The organism is Achromobacter pulmonis, assembly GCF_002885955.2.
Classification (GTDB): Bacteria; Pseudomonadota; Gammaproteobacteria; order Burkholderiales; family Burkholderiaceae_B; genus Achromobacter; species Achromobacter pulmonis_A.
Window position 1 is genome coordinate 41,478 of sequence record NZ_POQS01000014.1, and the last position, 21,960, is coordinate 63,437.

Annotated in this window: 15 protein-coding genes; 11 read left to right on the forward strand and 4 right to left on the reverse strand. The window is 56.4% G+C overall.

The window, feature by feature from the left end; translation table 11 throughout:
- Nucleotides 1–161: 161 nt before the first annotated feature.
- Entirely contained in the window at nt 162–3,059 is a 2,898-nt protein-coding gene (gene mobF, locus C1I89_RS32030; protein ID WP_102776209.1) for a MobF family relaxase, read from the forward strand.
- Between the two features lie 631 nt (nt 3,060–3,690).
- On the opposite strand, the gene ssb is transcribed toward mobF, so the two are convergent.
- The 4 genes from ssb to C1I89_RS32050 all read right to left on the reverse strand — a co-directional run bounded on the left by ssb (nt 3,691) and on the right by C1I89_RS32050 (nt 8,637).
- Nucleotides 3,691–4,149 carry a single-stranded DNA-binding protein gene (gene ssb, locus C1I89_RS32035; RefSeq protein WP_102776210.1) on the reverse strand — a complete coding sequence of 153 codons (459 nt, stop codon included), beginning with the start codon at nt 4,147–4,149 and terminating at the stop codon, nt 3,691–3,693.
- 67 nt (nt 4,150–4,216) lie between these two features.
- Entirely contained in the window at nt 4,217–5,026 is an 810-nt protein-coding gene (locus C1I89_RS32040) for a DUF3560 domain-containing protein (RefSeq protein ID WP_102776211.1), read from the reverse strand.
- 615 nt (nt 5,027–5,641) lie between these two features.
- A complete protein-coding gene (locus C1I89_RS32045; RefSeq protein WP_102776212.1) occupies nt 5,642–7,846 on the reverse strand; it encodes an AAA family ATPase in 2,205 nt (734 codons plus the stop codon).
- A gap of 263 nt (nt 7,847–8,109) precedes the next feature.
- Complete coding sequence (locus tag C1I89_RS32050) at nt 8,110–8,637, reverse strand: JAB domain-containing protein (RefSeq protein WP_102776213.1); 528 nt, start codon at nt 8,635–8,637, stop codon at nt 8,110–8,112.
- Between the two features lie 465 nt (nt 8,638–9,102).
- Between C1I89_RS32050 and C1I89_RS32055 the strand changes: the two genes are divergently transcribed.
- From C1I89_RS32055 to C1I89_RS32100, 10 genes are all read left to right on the forward strand, one after another.
- Nucleotides 9,103–9,300 (forward strand): ribbon-helix-helix domain-containing protein, encoded by a 198-nt coding sequence (locus C1I89_RS32055; RefSeq protein ID WP_102776214.1) that lies wholly within the window; start codon nt 9,103–9,105, stop codon nt 9,298–9,300.
- Complete coding sequence (locus C1I89_RS32060; RefSeq protein WP_102776215.1) at nt 9,297–12,422, forward strand: anti-phage-associated DUF499 domain-containing protein; 3,126 nt, start codon at nt 9,297–9,299, stop codon at nt 12,420–12,422. The genes C1I89_RS32055 and C1I89_RS32060 overlap by 4 nt, the downstream gene beginning before the upstream one ends.
- 1 nt (nt 12,423) lies before the next feature.
- The gene (locus tag C1I89_RS32065; RefSeq protein ID WP_102776216.1) at nt 12,424–13,050 is read left to right on the forward strand and encodes an anti-phage-associated DUF3780 domain-containing protein; all 627 of its coding nucleotides are present in this window, start codon (nt 12,424–12,426) and stop codon (nt 13,048–13,050) included.
- Nucleotides 13,047–13,697 (forward strand): type II toxin-antitoxin system toxin DNA ADP-ribosyl transferase DarT, encoded by a 651-nt coding sequence (gene darT / locus C1I89_RS32070; RefSeq protein WP_102776217.1) that lies wholly within the window; start codon nt 13,047–13,049, stop codon nt 13,695–13,697. The genes C1I89_RS32065 and darT overlap by 4 nt, the downstream gene beginning before the upstream one ends.
- A gap of 15 nt (nt 13,698–13,712) precedes the next feature.
- Nucleotides 13,713–14,774, forward strand: a complete 1,062-nt coding sequence (darG, locus tag C1I89_RS32075) for a type II toxin-antitoxin system antitoxin DNA ADP-ribosyl glycohydrolase DarG (RefSeq protein ID WP_102776218.1) — start codon at nt 13,713–13,715, stop codon at nt 14,772–14,774.
- A 14-nt stretch (nt 14,775–14,788) separates the two neighbouring features.
- Nucleotides 14,789–15,766 (forward strand): DUF1156 domain-containing protein, encoded by a 978-nt coding sequence (locus C1I89_RS32080; protein WP_102776219.1) that lies wholly within the window; start codon nt 14,789–14,791, stop codon nt 15,764–15,766.
- 33 nt (nt 15,767–15,799) lie between these two features.
- Nucleotides 15,800–16,765, forward strand: a complete 966-nt coding sequence (locus C1I89_RS32085; protein ID WP_102770808.1) for an IS5 family transposase — start codon at nt 15,800–15,802, stop codon at nt 16,763–16,765.
- 264 nt (nt 16,766–17,029) lie between these two features.
- The gene (locus C1I89_RS34270) at nt 17,030–18,964 is read left to right on the forward strand and encodes a hypothetical protein (protein ID WP_146196970.1); all 1,935 of its coding nucleotides are present in this window, start codon (nt 17,030–17,032) and stop codon (nt 18,962–18,964) included.
- Nucleotides 18,965–19,030: 66 nt separating this feature from the next.
- Nucleotides 19,031–21,124 carry an SNF2-related protein gene (locus C1I89_RS32095; protein WP_440130680.1) on the forward strand — a complete coding sequence of 698 codons (2,094 nt, stop codon included), beginning with the start codon at nt 19,031–19,033 and terminating at the stop codon, nt 21,122–21,124.
- A 35-nt stretch (nt 21,125–21,159) separates the two neighbouring features.
- Entirely contained in the window at nt 21,160–21,849 is a 690-nt protein-coding gene (locus tag C1I89_RS32100; protein WP_181391101.1) for a helicase-related protein, read from the forward strand.
- Nucleotides 21,850–21,960 lie beyond the last annotated feature (111 nt).

Sequence of the window (21,960 nt, forward strand, 5' to 3'; positions counted from 1 at the left end):
AGCTACCTCCCTAGTGTCGTTAGCTGCCACTAACTCATCCACAGAGCCCGTGGATAACCGTGTGTAAGTCCACGGCAACCTTCTCGCCATAAACCAGCACTGGCGCGGTGTTCACCCTGCTGGCCAATCCCTCACCACCAGTCACTTTTCCCGGAGCACCCATGATCTCCCACAGCCAGATCTATCGCGCCCGCGCGTCTCTTGCCACCAACTACTACGCCGACCAAGCCGACGACTACTACAGCCGCGACGGTGGTGCCGCCACTTGGCAAGGCGAAGGCGCCCGTCGTCTGGGCGCGGTCGGCGAGATCGATCCTGCGCGCTTCAAAGCCATGCTGCAAGGCGAATTTGGCCGCAGTGTCACCGCAAACCGTTCGATTCGCAAGGATTCCAAGGCTCGCGCAGCACTCGACCTGACCTTTGGCGCGCCCAAGAGCATCACCCTGCAAGCCTTGATCGGTGGCGATGTGCGCCTGATTCACGCCAACGATCAGGCCGTCGCGGCCGCCCTGGCCTATGTCGAACAACATCTGACCATGGGCCGCCGCAAGGAAAACGGTAAGTCTCGGGTGGAACAGACCAACAATCTCATCATTGCCAAGTTCCGTCACGAAACTGCACGCCCTACAGAGGACGCCGCTCCTGATCCGCACCTGCACGTCCACGCCTTGCTGATGAACCTGACCCAGCGCGCTGACGGTAATTGGGTGTCGCTCTCGAACGAGGCCATTTTCAAGCTGCTGCGGGTGACCGATGCCATCTATCAGGCCGAGCTAGAACGTAATGTCCGCGCTCTGGGGTATGCCGTTCGCCATGAAAAAAACCATATCGAACTGGCCCATATCACCCGTGAACAGATCGAGTTTTTCAGTAAGCGCAGCGCCGGCATCACGGCTGAATTGACTGCACGCGGCACGACCCGCGACAATGCGCCCCATGCGCTACGCCAGGGCATCAGTCTGGCGCACCGCCAGGAAAAAACCCAGGCTTTCAGCCGCACAGGACTGCACCATCAGTGGCGGGAAGCCGCTGCCGCCATCGGGATGCAGTTTGACCAGGCCCACCACAACGCTGAACGACAGGCACCTGAAGCACATGAAATGTCAGCCGACCTGGTTGCCCAGGCTTCGCTGGATTGGGCCATCCAGCATCTGACTGAACGGGAGTCCGTCATGCCCTTGGCCGACCTCCTGCACAGCGCCATCCGTCATGCCGGTGGTCATACCGACATCACCGCCGTTCAAGCTGCTATCCAGGCTCGTGTCGCATCCGGTGTGCTGATCCAAGAAGCGCCGCACTACCGCAGCACACAGGACAAGGAAGCCCAGACCATGACCCGCGAAGGATGGGCTGCGGAAGCCAACCGGCTGGCTGGATTGAGCCAAGCCACTGCTTTGCAACGAGTTGATGACGCCATCGCCCTGGGCCGCCTGTTGATGGAAAGCCCCCGCTACGCCACCCGCAAGGCGTATGAAGCCGAATCCCGGATTCTGTCCGCTGAACGGGTTGGCCGGGGTGCCTGGCAACCCACGATCAACGCCGCCGACGCCGAAACCGCCCGGGACGCTCTTCTGACTCCCAGCCAGCGCGAAGCGGTCATGCTGATTACCACGGGAACCGACCAAGTGGCCGGTATCCAGGGCTTGGCCGGCACTGGGAAATCCTTTGCCCTGCAAAACGCCCAGGCCATTCTGCGTGAGCAGGGTCACGCCATGACGGCCCTCGCGCCCTACGGCAACATGGTGCGCAACCTGCGCCAAGACGGCATTCCGGCCAACACCATTGCCTCCATCCTGGCCGCTGCCGACAAGCGCCCCTTCCTGGACTCCCTGGGGCCGACATCCATAGTGGTTATCGACGAAGCCGGGGTGGTGCCGGTGCGGCAAATGGACAAGCTGCTGGCCCTCATTCAGCCAACAGGTGCGAAGACGGTGCTGCTGGGCGACACGGCCCAGACCAAGGCCATCGAGGCAGGCCGCGCCTTTGCCATGCTGCAGGAACACGGAATGAAGACCGTATTGATGGGCGACATCCAGCGCCAACGCACGGCGCGGCTGCGCCAGGCGGTAGAACTTGCCGCCACAGGCCGGGCCAGCCGGTCTCTGCCGTTGCTGGATGCAATCCATGTGATTCCAGACGAGCTCACCCCGGACGAACATGGCAGGAAGACCCGCAACAGCTCAGCCCGTTATGAGAACATCGCTCGGACCTATACCAGGCTGAGCGCCACCGAACAGGCCAACACCATTGTCGTGACCGGCACCAACGCTTCCAGGAATGCGATCAATCAACGCATCCACGCCCTGCTCGGCCTGGAGGGCAAAGGCCGCCCGTGCCAACTACTCACCCGGCATGACACCACTCGTGCCGAACGCAGTGTCGCCCGCTTTTACACGGTAGGCGACATCGTCATTCCAGAGCGTGACTACAAGTGTGGCCTGAAACGCGGCGAACTCTACCGTGTGACCGGCAGCAACAGCCATGACCGTATCAGCGTGATGCCGGTCCGGGGAGACGCGGTCAATGAGCAGCCCATAGAGATCATCCCCAAGACCATGAGCAAGCTGTCGGTCTATCACCTGAACACGGCGGAGCTTTCTGTAGGCGACCACGTCCGCATTACGCGCAACGATGCCCGGCACGACCTGGTCAACGGACAGCTGGCGAAAGTCGTAACAATCGACGCGGTCAGCGTTACCTTGGAAACCCAGGGCCGCCATGTCCAACTACCCACAGACCAGCCCCTGAACATGGACTACGCCTACGCCACCACCGCGCATAGCGCACAAGGGTTGACCTGCGACCGGGTGCTTTACAACGCCGAGAGTTTCAGCCGCACCACCGCCCAGGACACCTACTACGTCAGCATCTCGCGGGAACGGCATGAGGTCACGGTGTTCACCGACGACGCAGAGAAGCTGCCGGAACGAGTGGACAGGCAAACATACAAAGGGCTTGCTCATGACCTGCAGCCTGTGGCCACAGCGATCTTTAGCCAGGATGAAAGGGAGCTGGCCGCGCTGCAGCTACCCACCGAATCTGAACTTGAGGTGGGTTGACGCAACTGTGTATACAGATTGCAATCAACGTGTAATTGGCGGGCAGTCCAGTTGCAGTCACTCTGTAGCTGTCCTGCCGTCGGCAAGGCATGAAAGTGTATAAAGCCAGCCGTCGAGATGTAGCCGCAGAACTGCGGAAAGTATTCATCCAGCCGTCTACACCCCGGAAAGCCACACACGTGGCCTTCCATTCTGCCTTCCAATCAATGCCTTATGCAATTCTGTAGCTCTGTTTGTCCTGCATCGAAAGTCACAACGGTTTCCCGCTAAGCATCTGAAAACACAACCCTTTTCACACCCCGCCAGGGGTGCGTCATGTGTGGGATTTTTAAGGCCACAAATGAGCGTAGGCGAATTTGGGGACGGAAAGTCCCAGCCAGACCGGGAACCGGGCTGGCATCGTCACCGGACAGGGGCCCAGGCGCAGCCTGGGAACTGCACGGCATCAGTAGCGCAAGCTGCTCTGACTTGCACTGACGGATGACTGATACACAGCCCCCCATAAACAGCAGATCGAAAGAACAGCAACCAACCATAAACAGCAGGCCATAAACGCAACAAAGCCCGGGCTGGGCCGGGCTCGTTGGGTGATCGTGTCGCCGGTGTTACCCGGCCTGCGGCGGGCTGTCTATCAGAAGGGAATTTCTGATGCATCGACTTCCTCAGGCGCTGCAGCCGGTGCCTTCGCCTTACTGTTGCGGCCTTTCGGGCGGGATGCTGGCACGGCTTGTGCAGTGTCGTCCTTGGCAGCTTCTCGATCACCCAACATCTGCATTTGGTCTGCAATGATTTCCGTGGTGTAGCGGTCTGTACCGGTGTCGGCATCCTGCCATTTACGGGTTTTCAGGCGACCTTCCACGAATACCGTGCGGCCTTTGCGCAGATACTCGCCTACGATTTCAGCCAGTCGGCCATAGAAAACGACGCGGTGCCATTCGGTTTCTTCGCGACGCTCGCCTGTGGCCTTGTCCTTCCATTGGTGGGTCGTGGCAATCAACACTGAGCACACGGCTGCACCTTCTGCGGTGTAGCGGACTTCGGGGTCTTTGCCAAGGTTGCCGATCAGAGTGGCGCGGTTCAATGATGCCATGGTGATTTCTCCTTTGTGTCAGTCAGGGTGAAGGCCTGGGCGACCCTTTCGCCCAGGTGGGAAAGGTTTATTGCTGTCGCTGGGCGAGTTCGAGGGCGCGCATAACATCCATTGCCGCCCATTGGGCATTGCCTGTCAGTTGCCGCACCCAGGCGCTACGTGTGGGGCTCCAGCGGAAACCGTGGCGCTTGAGCAAGTCGCGGGTTTCCTTGGCGGGTTTGCCGTCAAACAGGAACACGGCGCGGTTTTCCTGCGGATCCTCGCGGTAGATGTAGCCGGGGCCGCTGCGCTCAAACTCGGGCCGGTCGGCTACTTTCTCCAGGTCTTTGATGCGCTGGGCAATGCGGCGAATGTTGGCGTTGTTGTTCTGCAGCTGATACGTTGCGAAACCGATGCGGCCCATAAAGTCGGGCTTGATGAGGTCGCGGGCGCGGGAGTCATCCACCAGGCCGGTGGCTACCAGGGCGCTGATGCGGGTTTCCGGGTCGGCCTTGGCTTGGCGGCGAAGAATGCCATTCAGGTTCTTCATGGTGTCCTGCCATGCCTGCAACGATGCCAGTTTGGCCTTCAGCTTTTCGATGGCGTCGGGGTCATCGCTGGAAATACCGCCTTTCCCTACCGCTGCGGCCTTGTCTGCATAGTGTTCAGCCTTCTTCTGCAGATCGAAGGACTTTTCATAGCCCTGATGAATGCGTTCCCGATACCGGCGGTCGCTACGTTCGGAGTGATGGCCCACTAGAATCGGCTGACCAAAGGGAATGGCCTGTGCCATATCGTGCGCCTGGGCGTGTGCCGCGTCTGCCTGTCGTTCCGCCTGTGCGGCCTTAGCCTGATACCCTGCTTTCCGTGCTGCCTGCTTCGCTTCATAGGTGTTCATGATCTGATCTCCAAATGAGGTTTTGGGTTTTCAGCTGACCGGATCCGAAGATTCTTGAGCCGAAACGTAAATCCGCCGTGTGGGATTTATGCAGGCTCTCCGGTCTTGCCGCCGTCTTCCGTGAGTTCCGTCGCCGTGCCGATCTGGATCATGTAGCGCCGACCGGAAAGAGGCGGGAACGGAAGCCGCAGCCTGAAGCGAAGCGGAGGGACCGGGTGAGTACCCGGCGAAGCGAACCCCGTGTAGGAAGAAGCGCAGTGATACAGTCGGCGGTTTTGGCGACGGAACTCACGGAAAACGGAACAGCGGCCCGCCCGAGCGATGACCCCGCACGGCAGCCGCGCGGCGAGCGCCCCAGCCGCGCCCGGCGCGGCCCTTACTTGGGCCAGCGGCCCAGGGCAAGCGCAGCGCGCAGCGCCGGCAGGCGCGGAGACGTGAGGGATGGAAGCCCGAAGGGGCAAGACGCAGCAGGCGGCTTGATGTGAAGCACGACAGCCCGGCCCGCAGCCGTCAGGTGGAGGGACACGCCGTGGGAAGTTTGTATTACCTCACTGGAAGGCCCGTTGCGAGCGAAATCTTGATTATGGAGATTGGCCGACTACGACTTCGGGACCGTTAAGCCGTTTCCGCTATCAGTATCTCATAGTGATCCGGGTCCACACGCTCTAAGGCCTTCATGACGCGTTCCACCATTCCGCGTGACATCGCTGGGAAGTCCGAATACTCCAGAAGACGAAGCGTTGAAGTGCTGTGAGAACCCTCGTCCGCGTACCTTGCCACCGCTCCACGCTCTACTTCGTCGTCAAATAGGATGTCCAGCTTGTTCACGTATGGCTGGGGCGTGGGCCTCCTGAATCCTAAGTACATTTCCAGGAACCTCCGAAGCAGGTTTGGACAACTCATATAGGCATTGATGTCCTGGCTTTCGCTGACCTGGAACCTTCGGAGACAGTGGAATACATGGTGATAATCAGATCGGAACTTCGCAAGATGTGCTGGAAGGTTTAACAGCTGGCTTTGCCCGTCACCTTCCCGGTGGACGAGAAACGCTGCGTGATGCTTCTTGAACCTTCCACCCCGATCAGCCCAGTCCTGCTTGATGGTGTTGAAGAATTCTGAGCTGTGGGTCGAAATGAAAAGTTGCCGGCACGCCTTCAGATTCGCGATGAGTAGGTAGGCCACATCATAGATATGGTTGGCGTCGAGGCTGCTGATAGGGTCATCGATAAAAACGATTAGATCCTCAAGCCGCTGCCCGTTCTGCCCCAGACTGGCCAGGAAATATGCAAGTGATACCGCCGTTCGCTCCCCATCGCTCATGTTGATGGCCGGTTGCTCGTCTCTGATAAACCGGATTCGCTTGTCCGGAGCTTCCTCGACTGAGATACGTGGGCCGAGAAGCCGCTTGAGAAGATCATTGATTTGGGTTGCCGCTACCGAGCTGCGCTGTAGTTCCGCGTGCGCTCCCTCGGTTTGCCCCTTGATCTTCAAGCCAATTTTTTCTATCCGAGCCAGAGTAACGCCCGCCTGCTTAAGTGCTTCGCGCGTGTCTGCTGCTCCTGGATCGAGCAAGTACCGCGCAGCAAAATGAGCTTTGACCTTGTCCGCCGCACTCCGGCGAGTAGTGGCCAATTCGTGACAAGCGCGGTTGTGTTCGTCCTTCACCTGCTGGAGGTCTGCAAGAATAGCCGCCAACCCGGGGGCCTGAGGGTCGACCGACTCAACAGACAGCACTGCGTCCATGTTTTTCAGCTTCGCGCGAAGTTGTCGTACCCAAGACGAGCGAATTTCTCTCTGCTGGACGTGCCAAGCTTCCAGCCGGTGCATCACCTCTTGGGCTTTGGCCCGAACTCCGGGTACCCATTCTTTCTCATGTGGAAAACTAGGCAACGTCGTTTGCTGCTCCAGACGGCTGATCGCGGCCTGGATGGCTGCGTACTGGCGCTGATACTCGTCAGAAAAGTGCTTGGCATATGCCTCTAGCGCCTGCGCCGCGTCGCCTCCGCAAAATGCACAGGTATCGGTGTGCTGATGGAATCGCAGGCCTGAGCGTACCCACTCGCTTAGCGCAGGAGCATCGGCCAGGCGCTTGATGGCGTTCTGCTGGGGTGCCTGCCTCAACAACCGAGCAACATCATCAATTTTTGAAAGCTCAGCCGATGCCACCATCGGGAAACTACGTAGTGGTGCAAACTCACCTTGGTCACGGGCCTGAGCGACCGCTGCTTGCAACGTAATTTCGTCCAATAGATGCTCTGCCGGGTTTGCTAAAGCCTCCGCGAGCGCTTTGAGATTTGGCGCCCTAAAATCTCGGACTCCCAGCATTGTTCCACAGTCGCGGGCCAGGTCAGTGGCGGCCTTCTCTCTGGTCCCTTGGGCATCGCTCTGCCTCTTCTGGATCGCCCGATACATCCCAGCCAGCCGTTCCCGTCGGCGCGTCAACACCGCAATACGATTACTCAACCGTATGTTTTCTTGACCGACGATAAATAACGCGGGCGCGTGTGTGTAGTCGTCTCGCTGCAGGTTGGCGTCAATGAAATCGCGATTGAAGACCCGAATCGCAATACGATGACGGTCCTGCTCTCTCGCACTATCCAATACCTCGTTCTCGACACTCACGCGAACCCGGGCGTTAGTGGGTAGCCGTACCCCGCCAGTTCCACCAAACAAATCGACAACACGAGAAAGGGTGGTTTTGCCCGAAGCATTCCAGCCGTAAATTAAGTTGTAGCGCCCGAAATCTGGCGCAGTACTGGCTTTTCCATCGTAGCCGCTCCAAACTGCCGCATTTGAGATAGATTCAATACGTCGAAGCATGCTCCCTCCCTTAATGCTTAGTTCTTGGTGAGAGCTCCCGGTGACGATTTTCCTGGTCTCCGCCTTACTTTCGCAGCCGCCGCCTTAAAGTCGTTTGCTGTCCCGCTGTGAGCTTAAGCAACGCTGTTTGGTCAACCGGAGCTTCTCACTTTCAATTCACAGGGCTGTACTTCTTAACTATATATGACAAAGTGAAAAGTGCGGTTGCACGTGCACTATCGTCCGACGGCAGGGCGGAACGCCCTGCCCGATTTTTCAGGCCGTCACACCTGTCCGCGTTCAGCCAACGAAATCGTTTCCGTCGCCGTGACAATGATATGGTCCAAAAACCGTACATCAATCAACGCCAGTGCTTTCTTGAGATGCTGGGTCAAATTCAAGTCGGCGGTGCTTGGCTCGGTGGAACCAGACGGGTGGTTGTGCGACATGATGAGCGCGGCGGCATTCAGGCGCAATGCGGTTTTCACGATCTCGCGCGGATACACGCTGGCCTGATTGATCGTTCCCATGCCCTGCTCTATGTACTGGATGGGCTTGAACCTGCTATCCAGATACAAGAAAGCTGCGCATTCATGCCCAAGGCCGGCCAGCTTGGATTGAAAGAACTTGCGCACCTTCACCGGGTTATCGACGGGCTGTGACTGCGGAAGCAGACTCTCTGCGGCCATGCGGCCAGCCGCAAGAATCATGTCATCGCTGGCCAGCCTATAGCGACCGCTGGGGCCGCGTACATACAGGGCGGGCATCGCATTCATGTTGTCGTAGCTCAGCGCGGCGCTTTGGTTTTCCATGGTTCATTCTCCTTTCGGGGTTAACTGGCACCGGGGCCGAAGATTCCGAGCCTTCTGTAGGTTTTGCGGTGTCCGCAGTACTACGTCTGGCCCGGAGTGCCACCGTTGCCGTGAGTTCGTCGCCTTGCCGCGCTGGACCAAGGAAGGACGTACGGAAAGGGGCGGGAACGGAAGCCGCAGCCCACAGGAGAACGAAGAGAACCGGAGGGACCGGGTGAGTACCCGGCGAAGCGCACCCTTGCAGGGCGGAGTGGAGTGATACAGTCGGCGTTTTAGGCGGCGCACTCACGGTAATGGTGACCTATGCCGATGGGGGAATGACTGCTGACACTCGCCGCGCGGCGAGCGCCTCAACCGCCTATGGGCGGTCTAGATCCCAAGAGGATTCTGAAGCAATGACAAAGTTGCCGCAGCGCCGTCCATACTGTAAAGTGCAGTACATTTACAGTAGCGCCCGGAGACGCTATGGCCACCGCCAAGACTGCTACACTTACATTTCGTATCGACCCCGGATTGAAAGAGGCACTTCGCATCGCAGCGGATCAAGAGCATCGATCCATTGCGAACATGGTTGAAGTTCTCATTCGCGGCTATTGCGAACGAAACGGCATCACAATTCCGCACTCCGAGGAAGTAAAAAACAACAACGGAGCGCGTTCATGATTAAGACGGTCAAGCAAGCCTGCCGATTCAACCCCATCATCCGAGACTATCGGATGAGCCAAGGCATCGAAAATCTGGCAGACCTCATCCATGACGAGGGTGACGGTCGTGAGTTTTTCTCGCGCAACTTTGTCACTCACGGCATGGAGCAGCTTTTCCGTGAGGGCTTGCTACGGCTATCCGGCAAGTCTGATCAGGCCGTTTTCGAACTCACCCAAGCCATGGGTGGCGGTAAAACGCACATGATGATTGCGCTGGGCTTGCTAGCCCGCCATCCTCATTTACGCAGCGCCGTACTACCCGCAGACTTGACCTCACGTTTAGATTTTGGCCAGACGCGCGTTGCAGCATTTAACGGTCGCAACAATCCCGACAACTTCATTTGGGGCGAAATCGCTACCCAACTCGGTGAAGCTGAAGCCATCAAGCCTTATTGGGCCAATGGCCCCAAGGCGGTCGATCAACGGCAGTGGAAGGAAATCATTGGCGACCAACCAACCTTGATCCTCCTGGACGAGTTGCCGCCCTACCTAGACAATGCCAGTACGCAGGTGTTCGGCCAAGGCACGCTGGCCAATATGGCGGTCTACAGCCTTTCCAGCCTGATGAGCGCGGCGCTGGAGCTTCCCAATTGCGCTATCGTCATCGCTAACCTTTCGGGCAGCTACAAGGCTCAGACTAAGGCACTGGCAGACGCTATTTCCAACTTGCAGCAAGAAACCCGTCGCCAGGCCATGACGATCACGCCTGTGCAACTGGCTGGCAACGAAATCTACGAAATTCTGAAGAAACGCCTGATCGACGAGCTGCCAGACGAACGTGTCATCTCGGAAGTTGCAGAGGAATACGCCCAGCAGATTAAAAAAGCCGAGGATGGTGGCTACATCATAGCCAGCAGCATCGAACAAATCGCAGAGCAAGTCCGGGAAACCTACCCCTTCCATCCCTCCTTCAAGCACTTGGTCGCTTTGTTCAAGGAGAATGAAGGCTTCCGGCAGACACGGGGTTTGATGCAGTTCACCGCACGCCTACTCAAGAGCGTGGACGAGCGGGAAACCGACGACGTCTTTCTGATCGGCACCCAACACCTGAATCTGAATGACCCCCAGGTCAAAGACGAGATCGAACGCATAGCACCCAAGTTGATGCCGGCAGTGACACGCGATATTGCGGACTCCGGCAATGCCATCGCTGAACTGATCGACGTTGATCTGGCAAGTGATGCATCGCAACAGCTGATGACTTTACTACTGTCATCCAGCCTGTCGCGTGCAGTGGGTGGCCGCATCGGTTTGTCTGAAAGCGAGATCATTGAGTTTTTAGCCGCACCTCAGCGCAAGCCCGACGAGTTTCTTCAAGCGTTGCAGCGCTTGCGTGAATCAGCGTGGTATCTCCACCGCGAAGAACAACGCTTATTCATTAAAGAAACGGAAAATCTTTCGCGCCAGATTGAGCGCAACGCCAAGGAAGTGCCTCAGCCAAAGGTAGATCAGGCACTTATCAATCGCCTGACAGGAATCCTCACGCCGGTTAATAAGACTGCCTATCAGGATGTGCAGGTACTTCCCAAACTCGACGATCTCAAGCTTGGCGGGCCACGCACGCTAATCGTCATTAAGCCAGATGGCAAGGTTCCACCGAGCGCACTGCAGAACTTCTTCGATTACCAACAAGAGAAGAACAACCTGCTGGTGCTTTCTGGACAGGACAGCCTGCTGGCCGAGGCGGTTGAGGAACGGCTGCGTGAACTTTATGCCGTGGAACAGATTCACAAGCGTCTGAAGTCTGGTGACACGCTGTTCGAGGAAGCCCGAGACCGCTATGAGGAGTCCGAGGATCGATTCAGCAAGGCGCTATCAGCGGCGTACAACCGTCTCTACTTCCCGGTAAACGACCCTGTAGATGGCCGCGATGTGCTCGCCGCCGTCACTATCGACCAGGGTTTGAAACTCGGCGAAGACGATCAATCCGCTGAAACCCAGATCGAGAAACTTCTGGCGAGCCCACGCGCAGACTACAAGCTTGTGCTAGAGCTTGGAAAGGACAATTTGGAAGAATGCTTCGCGCAAGCTGAAGAATATTTGTGGCCGTCGGGCAAAGATAATCGTCGCACGCCCTGGAAAGATGTCGTCAGCCGCGCGAAATGCTCGCCAATTTGGCCATGGATGCCTGGCGTCAGTGGATTGGAGACACTCAAGACGGAAGCCTTGAAACAAGGCCGTTGGCGCTTGGGCGAAGATGGCTATATAGAGAAAGGGCCATTTCCCAAAGACAAGGCCAGCGTCAATGTGTCTATCAGTGCCGTCAAACCGGACACTGGCGAAACGGTGTTGAGCCTCACACCCCGCCATGCGGGTGAAAGCCCCATTGTCTATTGGTCAACCAAGCCGGATGTCTCCGACCAGGATAATAAGGTTGAAGACCTCGACAACTTCACGACCGGCGAGGGCACGGTCTATTTCTTGGTCAAAGAGCCCACTGGGCGCTATGAAAGCGCCCCACCTACACGCTGGCTCGCTGACCTGAAGATTCGCCATCAAGTCGATCCAGCTGCGGACAAACGTCGCGTTACATTGGCAGTCACACCGTCGGCGGACATTTTTTATACCTTGGATGGCTCCAACCCAAAAGACGGCATCCGTTACGACGGCCCCTTCGAGATCGACGCAGCGAGTTACCGCCTACTGGTCTATGCGCGGGCAGGCGAAGCCAACAAAACAGCGGATTTTCAGATTCCTGCCAGTGGCGACAAGACCGTACATATCGTGGACAGCAAGCCGGCTCGCCTGCAAGGCAAGCGTGTCTCGCTCGATACCACTGACCGGGTTTTCTCCGTCATCAATCAATTCCGCGATCAACCGGACACCCGATTCAAGGGTGTGCGCGTTGAAATCGGAGAAGGCGAAAACACGGTAACGGTGCGCTTCCAGGAACGCGAAGTCACTGCCCTCATGATCGAAGGCGTCGTAAACAGCCTGCGCGAGGTGCTCAAAGAGCCCGATGCAGCGCTCAACATCACAATTGCCGACGGTATCCAATTCAATTCCGGTTTCGCACTCAAAGAGTTCGCGAAGCTCGCCGAAATTGAGTTGAGGCCGGGCGACATCACCCAGGAAGAATAATATGGCCGAAGCCGCAGTTCGCACCCAATCACGCAAGGCGGGTACTAAAGCCCCCCCTACGCTGGGCTTTGGTGTGCCTGCGACTTCTGATCCTCACCATTTCAAGGTCATCATTCCAAAGGCCAGCAGCGGGAAAGTCCAGATTAGTGAATACCTGGGCTTGCAGGCAGCAAGCAACGATATTGCAGTGATTGACCGCGTCCTTCTGGAGCGGCCTCGCTGGACGGCCATCCGCGCAGAAGTACAACGCGCTTTCAATGCTCGACTAGCCACACATGGTTTAAAGCCCAGCACATGGAAGGTGGGCGACAACCCGGTAGACCGGCTGCTCGGCAGAGAATTGTGCGTGCTTGCCTGGGCCGTTGAGCAAATGGATAAGGAAAGAATCCCTGTCGCCGTACGCAACTGGCTGGCACTGCGCCCTGAAGAGCGTTGGTGGCTATTTGGTATGGCTGCCGTCAGCACCGGCGGCGTCATGGACGGCGGTAAAGGCTGGCGCATTGCGCTGAAACACGCATTGGGCGATGTTGCCCAGAGTGAGCTATTAGCTCCAAGCGCAAGACGTGGAAGATCTGTTCAAGAAACCACACAGGTTTCCCTGGGGCTGTTCGGGGATGAATCGCCATGAGCGCAATGCTGACACCACCCCACCCCAAGATCTACCACATTGCCCATGTAGATCGCCTACCGGCCATTGTGGCCGACGGTTTCCTATGGTGCGATGCTGAGGTGCTGCGGCGAGCGCCGGCAGGCACCACTATTGGCATGACCACCATCAAGCAAAGACGATTGAACGAGTTGCGCTTAAGCAGCCATCCTGATTTATACGTTGGGAATTGTGTGCCGTTTTACTTCTGCCCCAGATCAGTCATGCTCTATATGATCTATCAAGGCAATCATCAGGAATTAGCATACCGTGGCGGCCAGGCTCCCATTCTGCACTTTGAAGCGGACTTGCACACTGTCGTAGCTTGGGCTAACCAGCACGCGGTCCGCTGGGCATTTACGCTGTCCAATGCGGGTTCCTATTTTTTTGAAGATCGCAATGATCTGGCTCGTCTGAACGAGATCAACTGGACTGCCGTACAGGCGCGCGACTGGCGCGCACACAAAGAGGGCAAACAAGCGGAATTTCTGGTTGAACAACGCTTCCCCTGGCATTTAATTGAACGTATTGGCGTCAAATCCGCTGCCGTTTATGCTCAAGTTATTAACGCCCTTCCGGCGCACGGACACCGCCCTGCGGTAGAAATCCTGCCGGACTGGTATTACTGAAAGAGGAATATAGCCATGATTGAATACACCTCGGGTGACATCCTCAAATGTGAAGCTGACGCACTGGTCAACACCGTTAATTGTGTTGGCGTCATGGGTCGCGGCATAGCCTTGCAGTTCAAGAACGTCTTCCCTGACAACTTCAAGGCATACGAGGCCGCCTGCAAAATCAAGGAAGTGCAGCCGGGCCGCATGTTCGTCTTTGAAACCGGCCAGCTCACACCACCGCGTTTCATTATCAACTTCCCAACCAAGCGCCATTGGCGCGGAAAAAGCCGCATTGAAGACATCGAGTCGGGCCTGATTGATCTCGTCAATGTCATTCGCAGCCGAGGCATCCGCTCCATCGCAGTGCCTCCGCTGGGAGCCGGCCTTGGCGGCCTGGATTGGCAGCTGGTGCGCCAGCGGATTGAGCACGCACTTGCAGATCTAGACGACATACAGGTACTTGTCTATGAACCCAGTGGTGCACCTGCCGCTGAAAAAATCGCGCATGTACGCGACGTTCCCAAAATGACGGCAGGCCGGGCAGCTTTGGTCGAACTAATGCAACGTTACCTGGGCGGCCTACTTGATCCCTTCGTGACGCTGCTGGAAGTCCACAAGCTGATGTACTTCATGCAAGAAGCCGGTGAGCCACTGCGACTCAAATACATCAAGCATCATTACGGCCCTTACGCGGAAAACCTCCGCCACGTGTTGAAGGCGGTCGAAGGCCACCTGATCTCTGGTTATGCCGATGGTGGCGACGCCCCTGAAAAATCCCTCTCGTTGGTTCCTGGCGCGGTAGAAGACGCCAAAGCCTTTCTGGATCAACACACGGAAAGCCGCGCAAACTTTGAACGCGTCACTAAGCTGGTGGAAGGCTTCGAATCGCCTTACGGGCTGGAACTGCTGTCCACAGTGCATTGGGTACTGACCCGCGAAAGCACCTCAGTGCAAAACAACCTGGAACGCCAGGTGTATGCGTGGAATGCTCGCAAGCGGCAGTTCACCCCGCGCCAGTTAGCCATCGCCGAAGAACGATTGCGTTCACAGGGCTGGCTCGTTCCAGAAACCACGACTGTCACACACTAGAAGCAATATACGCAATGCACGCGAAAACAAATACCGCAGCGCTCACGCCGCTCGCCCTGAAAGATGCACCGGCGCTGATCGAAACGGTGTTTCCGGCGCAGAAAGTTTCGTTCGAAGCCCAGCGGGAGCGCAAGGCAGGAGCAGGTCAAACACTTACCGCGCTAGGCTCCTATTGGAAAGGCCGTAAACCGCTAATCCTTGTCCGTGCCATCATACTCGGTACTCTTCTAGTGCCGACGGAAGATACAGAGGCCGATCTTGCGATTTTCGAGAAGCTCATGGCGTTTGACGACGAGAGCTTAGCTAGGCGCGCGCTGGCAGCCAATTCACTCTCCGCATCCAAGCTGCGCGAAATGGTTAGCATTTCGGACCCGGAGCATTACTTTACTGGACGCGGTTGGCGCCGAGACATCACTGCTGAAGACAGACTTGTGTTATATCGTCGCGCCTTAACGACGCTCACCAGCTATGTCGAAAAAGCGAGCCTTGGCAAACGTCCAGAAGAAGTTGATCAGGAGTGGCTCTATGCACCAGTATGGACGGCAGTTAATCAACACTATGCTCATTTGGGTGTGAATGCCCATTCCTTTTCTGAATTAATAGAGCAGCTAGGTATCCTGCGCTACGGCCACCGCCCGAGGGTTGGTGACACCTTTAGTGGTGGGGGCTCTATTCCTTTCGAAGCCGCTCGCCTCGGTTGTGAGGTCTTCGCATCAGACTTGAATCCCGTTGCCTGCATGTTGACTTGGGGCGCGTTGAATATTATCGGCGCCAAAGCCAACACACGAGCCGAAATCGAAAAAGCACAGAAACAGGTGGCAGCGGCCGTTGATGCGGAAATCATGAAGCTCGGCATCGAACACGATCAGCATGGCAATCGTGCCAAAGCTTATCTTTATTGTCTTGAGGCACGTTGCCCCGAGACTGGTTGGCTAGTACCAGTGGCGCCTAGGGAACCTCTGAACAAGTCCAACGAACCTGTCAGAATATAAGTTATTGAAAACAGTCCGATCCGAGTGAACCCGATGAGCCAGTTGAGTTTTTCCGAAGCCGAGTACGTTGGCAAACGCAAGAAAACGCGCCGTGAGAAGTTTCTGGCCAAGATGGAGCGTGCGGTGCCGTGGAAGCTCTTTGCCGATCTGGTCGATCCGCATTACCCCAAACCGGGCATCGGTCGTCCACCGTATCCGCTGGAAACGATGCTGCGCATCTACTTCATGCAACTGTGGTTTTCGCTGTCGGACCCGGCCATGGAAGAGACGCTGTACGACAGCTTTTCGATGCGCCAGTTTGCCAAACTGCCTGGAGGTCGTGTGCCGGACGAGACCACCATTTTGAACTTCCGTCATCTGCTCGAGCAGCACAACATTGCCGACCAAGCGCTTGAGGCGGTCAACCTGCTGTTGCAGGATCAAGGCATTCAGGTGCGCAAAGGCACCATTGTGGACGCCACAATTATCGATGCACCCAGCTCGACCAAGAACGCCAGCGGCACGCGGGACCCCGAGATGCATCAGACCAAAAAGGGAAACCAGTGGCACTTTGGGATGAAGGCCCACATTGGGGTTGATCTTCACAGCGGGCTGGTCCACACGGTGGTGGGCACCGCTGCCAATGAGCATGATGTTACTCAGGCGGCTGCGTTGCTGCATGGTGAAGAAACGTTGGCTTTTGGCGATGCCGGTTATCAAGGCGTAGACAAACGACCCGAGCACCAAGGGCGTGACGTAACCTGGCACATTGCCATGCGCCCCGGCAAACGGCGCGCCTTGGGTAACAGCGCAATTGATCGTTTGACGCAAAACATTGAGCGGGCCAAATCCAGTCTTCGAGCCAAGGTTGAGCATCCGTTTCGTGTCATCAAATGCCAATTCGGGTTTCGTAAAGTCAGATTCCGTGGACTGGCCAAGAACACTGCGCATTTGAAAATGTTGTTTACGCTGTCCAATATCTGGATGGCACGCCGCCCGTTGACGGCGGTGGCAGGGTAAGTGCGCCCAAAAAGCGCCAACAGGCCCGAAAACGGGCCTGATCGGGGTGCAAACAACCCGAAAGTGGCGATGATTTGAGCAGTTTTTAACCATTTTTGAATACTTTGGTCATGAGGTCGATTTTTGGATGTTTGAAATCGAGTTCTTCAGACCTTCCCTAGCTGGATTGTTGCGAAAACGGGAAATGTTATTGCGCGCCTAAGTCCTAATTTCGAAAAGCGATGTTTTGACATCCAAATTGCTCGGGGTGTCTCTGAAGCTGAAATGAGGGTAGCTGCAAAGGGAACTTTGCAAAACGGGGATCTTGTTTACGAATTAAGTGGAAAAACGTTTAGAACGCCGATTAAGACATTAAGAGGAGATCATCGCTTACCGGACGGCTCTTCAAATAATAACTTACGACGCTGGGATCTGAGTGATTTCGAGCCTCGGACCAATGATGTTTTTCAAGAGCGCCTCTATGCCATTATGTGGACAATCAAGGGTGAATTGGAAGGGGCTCGTCCAAAAGTAATCATAACGGCTCCGACAGAATATGATATTTCGAGAGAAGACCTAATAAGCTCCATAGTGGCAAAAAACCTGGCGAGTTGGCAAGCACAGGGGTTGGTTCCAGATATGGAAATCGAGGTAGGTCTTAAGACAGAAGAACCTATTCGTACCCGCGGATGGACGCACTGGCACCACCTTTTCTCACCCAGACAACTTCTTATCCTTGCAATATTGAAGAGGGAAATCTCGAAGCTAGATGAAGAGCTACAAAGCAAAGTTATCGCATTTCTCCCTGATGCAATTCAACGATCAGCGAAGCTTTGTGTGTGGGATATCTTTCCCGGCCCCGGACGGATGCCTAAGATAGCTCAGGTTTTTAGTGATCAGTCACTTAGTACACCAATGAACTGGGGGGTCAGAGCCTGGCCTTATCTTGAGCCAGTATTCGTAGGTGTCACCGACATCCACGACCGTCAGCCAGTAGTTGGAGCGAGTACTATTCGGTCAGCCGAGGCGTCCCTGATTTCTGAGCGAAATGATATTTACATATCAGACCCGCCTTATGCGGATGCTGTTGTGTATCATGAAATCACTGAATTTTTTATCGCATGGCTACGCAAGAATCCTCCCAAGCCTTTTGACGACTGGGTGTGGGACTCGCGCCGTGCGCTTGCTATCAAGGGTGTAAACGAAGAGTTTCGGCACGGGATGGTTGCCGCCTACAAGGCCATGGCCGATCAGATGCCGGACAACGGCATGCAAAGCGTGATGTTTACTCATCAAGATACTGCAGTCTGGGGTGATCTCATCAGCATATTTTGGGCGGCCAATTTACAGGTAGTCGCTGCGTGGTACATAGCAACAGAAACAACATCTGGAAAGGTTGGCGCTTACGTACAAGGCACGATCATCCTGATGCTCAAGAAACGCCCTGCCGGCAAACGTAGCGGCTTCAAACAACGCCTGCTGCCCTCCGTCCGGCAAGAGGTCGTCCGCCAAATCGAGTCCATGCTGCATTTAAACGACACAGTGACAGCGCAAAACGGCGAACCTGTGTTCAATGACTCTGACCTGCAAATGGCGGGCTATGCAGCGGCGCTGAAGGTACTTACAGCCTACACCCATATCGGAGGCGAAGATGTCACGACCTTTGCGCTGCGTCCTCGTGCACGCGGAGAAGTCACGATAGTGGATGAGATGGTGCAACAGGCTGCCGAAACCGCCTCCAACCTGCTGGTGCCGGAAGGGCTTTCAGCTGACACCTGGGCGAAGCTCTCTGGAATCGAACGCTTCATGCTGCGCATGCTTGACATGGAAACAACCGGCGCGTCCAAGCTCGACAATTACCAGAACTTCGCTAAGGCCTTTCACGTTGAGGACTATTCGCGCGTCATGGGCGATATGCGTCCGAATCACGCTCGGCTCAAGCGGGTGAGCGAGTACGCCTCTCGTGATTTGACTGACAGCACAGAAATCGGCCCAACCAGGTTGGGAAGGCTCATCATCGCGCTGCAACAACTCAGCAAGGATACAGAGCCACAGGCCATCGTCGATCAGATGCGTAACGAGATGACCGACTTTCTTGAGGCGCGCGCTGTGATGGTTGATACGCTGGCATTCATCGAGCAAAAATCACCCGATTCGGAAACTCGCAGTGCGGCTGAAGTGCTGGGCGCCCGCCTGAAGAACCTGCGATTTGGCGAGTAAGGACTCGCACTCATGGGTATACGTCGCTTTTCCTCGCGAGCTCACAAGCTGGATGCAAGCTTTCTGATGCAGCACCTGGTCGGAGCCCAGAGCTACAAACGTATCGCGGGCTATTTCACCAGCTCGTTGTTTGAGGTCGCCGGCGAAGCACTGGAACATATTCCTGAAGTACAGATCGTCTGTAACGTGGACATCCACCCCGACGATCTGAGGGTGGCACAGCTGCGTGAAAGCAAAATGCTGGGCCGCTGGAACGAACGCGGCCTTGAAGCCGAAGCCTTGCTGAACCGCGAACGCTATCGACGGCTAGATTCCTTTCTTGCCAAACACGGACAAGCCGTTCGAATTGCACCCGACGATATCTGTGGCTTTGTCCATGGGAAGGCGGGCGTGATTACCTTGGCTGATGGTCGCCGCCTAGGCTTCATCGGCTCGATGAACGAAACGCGTAGCGGTTGGCAACGCCACTACGAAATTCTGTGGGAGGACGATTCGCCCGAAGGTGTAGCGTGGATCGAGGAAGAGTTTGATTTCCTCTGGAACGCCGCTAAGCCCTTGCCGCGTGCAGTGATTCGTGAAGTCCATCGGCGCAGTTATCGACGGGAAATTGAGTTTGCTGAGCTCGATGAGGACGAAAGCATCGCACCCGCTGCCCTTATCGAATCCCCCCTATACCGGGAAGGACAACAGCTTCAGCCTTGGCAACAGGGATTTCTGACTGAATGCCTGCGGCACCAGCGCCTCTATGGCACGGTTCGCCTGCTCCTGGCTGATGAAGTAGGCCTGGGAAAAACGCTCTCGCTCGCAACCGCCGCCCTAACGCTATGCCTGCTCTCTGACAAAGAGAACGGCCCACGCCGCCCCGTCGTGATTTTCGCGCCTGCGACCTTGACCGAGCAGTGGCAAACAGAACTGCTGGACAAGCTGGGTATCCCGACAGCACGTTGGGATACCATGGGTAAGGTCTGGTTGGACACCAACGAGCGGGTTTTATCGCCAGCGGGTCGCGAACAGATTGCCAGCTGCCCGCTACGCATTGGCATCGTATCCACCGGATTGATGATGCGCGACTCACTCGAAAAGCAACACCTTCTGGGTATGCGATTCGGCGTGGTCATCCTGGATGAAGCACACAAGGCAAGAACCCGCCAGGGTTTTGGCCGAGAGGCAGGCACACCCAACGAATTGTTGGCCTTCATGCGCGAAATCGCAGCGCGGGCCGATCATGTCCTACTGGGAACAGCAACACCCATTCAAACCGACCCGACCGACCTATGGGATTTGATGGGGATCCTGCATCAAGGCCCAGGGCGATTCGTCCTAGGTCACGACATGGCGCACTGGCACCGCCCCGACGAAGTGCTGGACATTCTCGCTGGCCGCGTGCAGGTCGAAACACTTTCCCATGCTTGGGAGCTCCTACGCTCTCCCCTGCCACGCATGGAATCTACGACGGAACCACGCGCGCGCCGATTATTTTCCGCAATCCGGCAAGACCTCGAACTGCAAAACGGCGAATGGCAAACCTCCCGCCCGCTGATCGATTTGACAGAGGAAACACGGGAAATCCTGGAAGAAGAATTGGAACGTCGCATAGCCGGCGCCACCCTCCTTCAGCGGGAAAACCCGCTAGTACGCCATGTCGTACTACGAAAGCGCCAGCAGCTGGAAGATGCAGGCCTGTTGGAGCGTGTGGGCGTGGACGTACACCCGGAACGCGCTCGGATAGCTGAGCCGCAGGCCTTTGACACGTTATTCGAGGGCAAGGCACTCCGCACCTCTGAGGATCTCCGGCGGGCTTATGACGAAGCTCGTGCCTTCGGTAAGGCACTTTCCAAACGCGGCAAGGGCAGTGGCTTCATGAAGAACCTTATGGAGCAACGTATCTGCTCAAGCATTCATGCGGGCTTGGAAACAGCAAGACGCTTATTGCGAGGAGAGACTATTCATGAGGAAGACGAAGAGCAGGAAGCTGACCTGCAAGTCGAAACAGGCGAGGAACGCGAGGTTCTACAACGCCTGATTACCCGACTGGAACGCCTAAGTGCCGACCCGAAGATGGAGGCCATAGTCTATTTCCTGGAACGGGAAAAATGGTTGGATTGGGGCNTGACCTGCAAGTCGAAACAGGCGAGGAACGCGAGGTTCTACAACGCCTGATTACCCGACTGGAACGCCTAAGTGCCGACCCGAAGATGGAGGCCATAGTCTATTTCCTGGAACGGGAAAAATGGTTGGATTGGGGCGTCATCATCTTCAGCCAGTATTACGATACAGCCAAGTGGATAGCCGATTCATTGGCCGCCCGTTACCCAGACGAAGCCATCGGTCTGTACGCCGGGGCAGGCCGCAGCCGTCTGTACCAGCGCGGCGACAGCGTGAGCGTTGAGCGTGAAACACTCAAACGCATGGTGGCCGAGCGCCAGATTCGCGTCATGGTGGCAACAGACGCCGCCTGCGAAGGCTTGAACCTGCAGACCCTAGGTACCCTCGTCAATGTCGATTTGCCCTGGAACCCCACCCGGCTCGAACAGCGAATCGGACGCATCAAACGCTTCGGGCAGCGACGCTCAACCGTAGACATGCTCAATCTGGTGTTCGAGCAGACAGTAGACGAGAAGATCTACGAACGTCTGTCAGAACGCATGAAGAATCGCTACGACCTTTTTGGCTCACTGCCGGACACCATCAAAGACGAGTGGATCGACGATATCGAAACCCTTGGCGAGAAGCTGGACGACTACATCAACGCTCAGAAAAACGCTACAGGCTTCGATCTGCGCTACACCGGCACAATGACGCCGCCGGAAAAAGATTGGCGAGAGTTCACCGAAGTGCTATCACAGCGAGATCTCGTCACGCTCATGAGCACTTCTTGGGGATAGCGAAGCAGGAACGGCGCGGCCTGCGGACGCAGAGGCGCAATCCAGTACCCAGGTCTGCATCATGCTCTGCGAGAGCAAAGCATGGTAAACAGTAAGCGCTCCATCTCCTCC

Bases quoted from the DNA above. Each gene is read 5' to 3' on its own strand.
- mobF (WP_102776209.1), top strand. From the start codon at position 162: ATGATCTCCCACAGCCAGATCTATCGCGCCCGCGCGTCTCTTGCCACC.
- ssb (WP_102776210.1), bottom strand. From the start codon at position 4,149: ATGGCATCATTGAACCGCGCCACTCTGATCGGCAACCTTGGCAAAGAC.
- C1I89_RS32040 (WP_102776211.1), bottom strand. From the start codon at position 5,026: ATGAACACCTATGAAGCGAAGCAGGCAGCACGGAAAGCAGGGTATCAG.
- C1I89_RS32045 (WP_102776212.1), bottom strand. From the start codon at position 7,846: ATGCTTCGACGTATTGAATCTATCTCAAATGCGGCAGTTTGGAGCGGC.
- C1I89_RS32050 (WP_102776213.1), bottom strand. From the start codon at position 8,637: ATGGAAAACCAAAGCGCCGCGCTGAGCTACGACAACATGAATGCGATG.
- C1I89_RS32055 (WP_102776214.1), top strand. From the start codon at position 9,103: ATGGCCACCGCCAAGACTGCTACACTTACATTTCGTATCGACCCCGGA.
- C1I89_RS32060 (WP_102776215.1), top strand. From the start codon at position 9,297: ATGATTAAGACGGTCAAGCAAGCCTGCCGATTCAACCCCATCATCCGA.
- C1I89_RS32065 (WP_102776216.1), top strand. From the start codon at position 12,424: ATGGCCGAAGCCGCAGTTCGCACCCAATCACGCAAGGCGGGTACTAAA.
- darT (WP_102776217.1), top strand. From the start codon at position 13,047: ATGAGCGCAATGCTGACACCACCCCACCCCAAGATCTACCACATTGCC.
- darG (WP_102776218.1), top strand. From the start codon at position 13,713: ATGATTGAATACACCTCGGGTGACATCCTCAAATGTGAAGCTGACGCA.
- C1I89_RS32080 (WP_102776219.1), top strand. From the start codon at position 14,789: ATGCACGCGAAAACAAATACCGCAGCGCTCACGCCGCTCGCCCTGAAA.
- C1I89_RS32085 (WP_102770808.1), top strand. From the start codon at position 15,800: ATGAGCCAGTTGAGTTTTTCCGAAGCCGAGTACGTTGGCAAACGCAAG.
- C1I89_RS34270 (WP_146196970.1), top strand. From the start codon at position 17,030: ATGAGGGTAGCTGCAAAGGGAACTTTGCAAAACGGGGATCTTGTTTAC.
- C1I89_RS32100 (WP_181391101.1), top strand. From the start codon at position 21,160: ATGGAGGCCATAGTCTATTTCCTGGAACGGGAAAAATGGTTGGATTGG.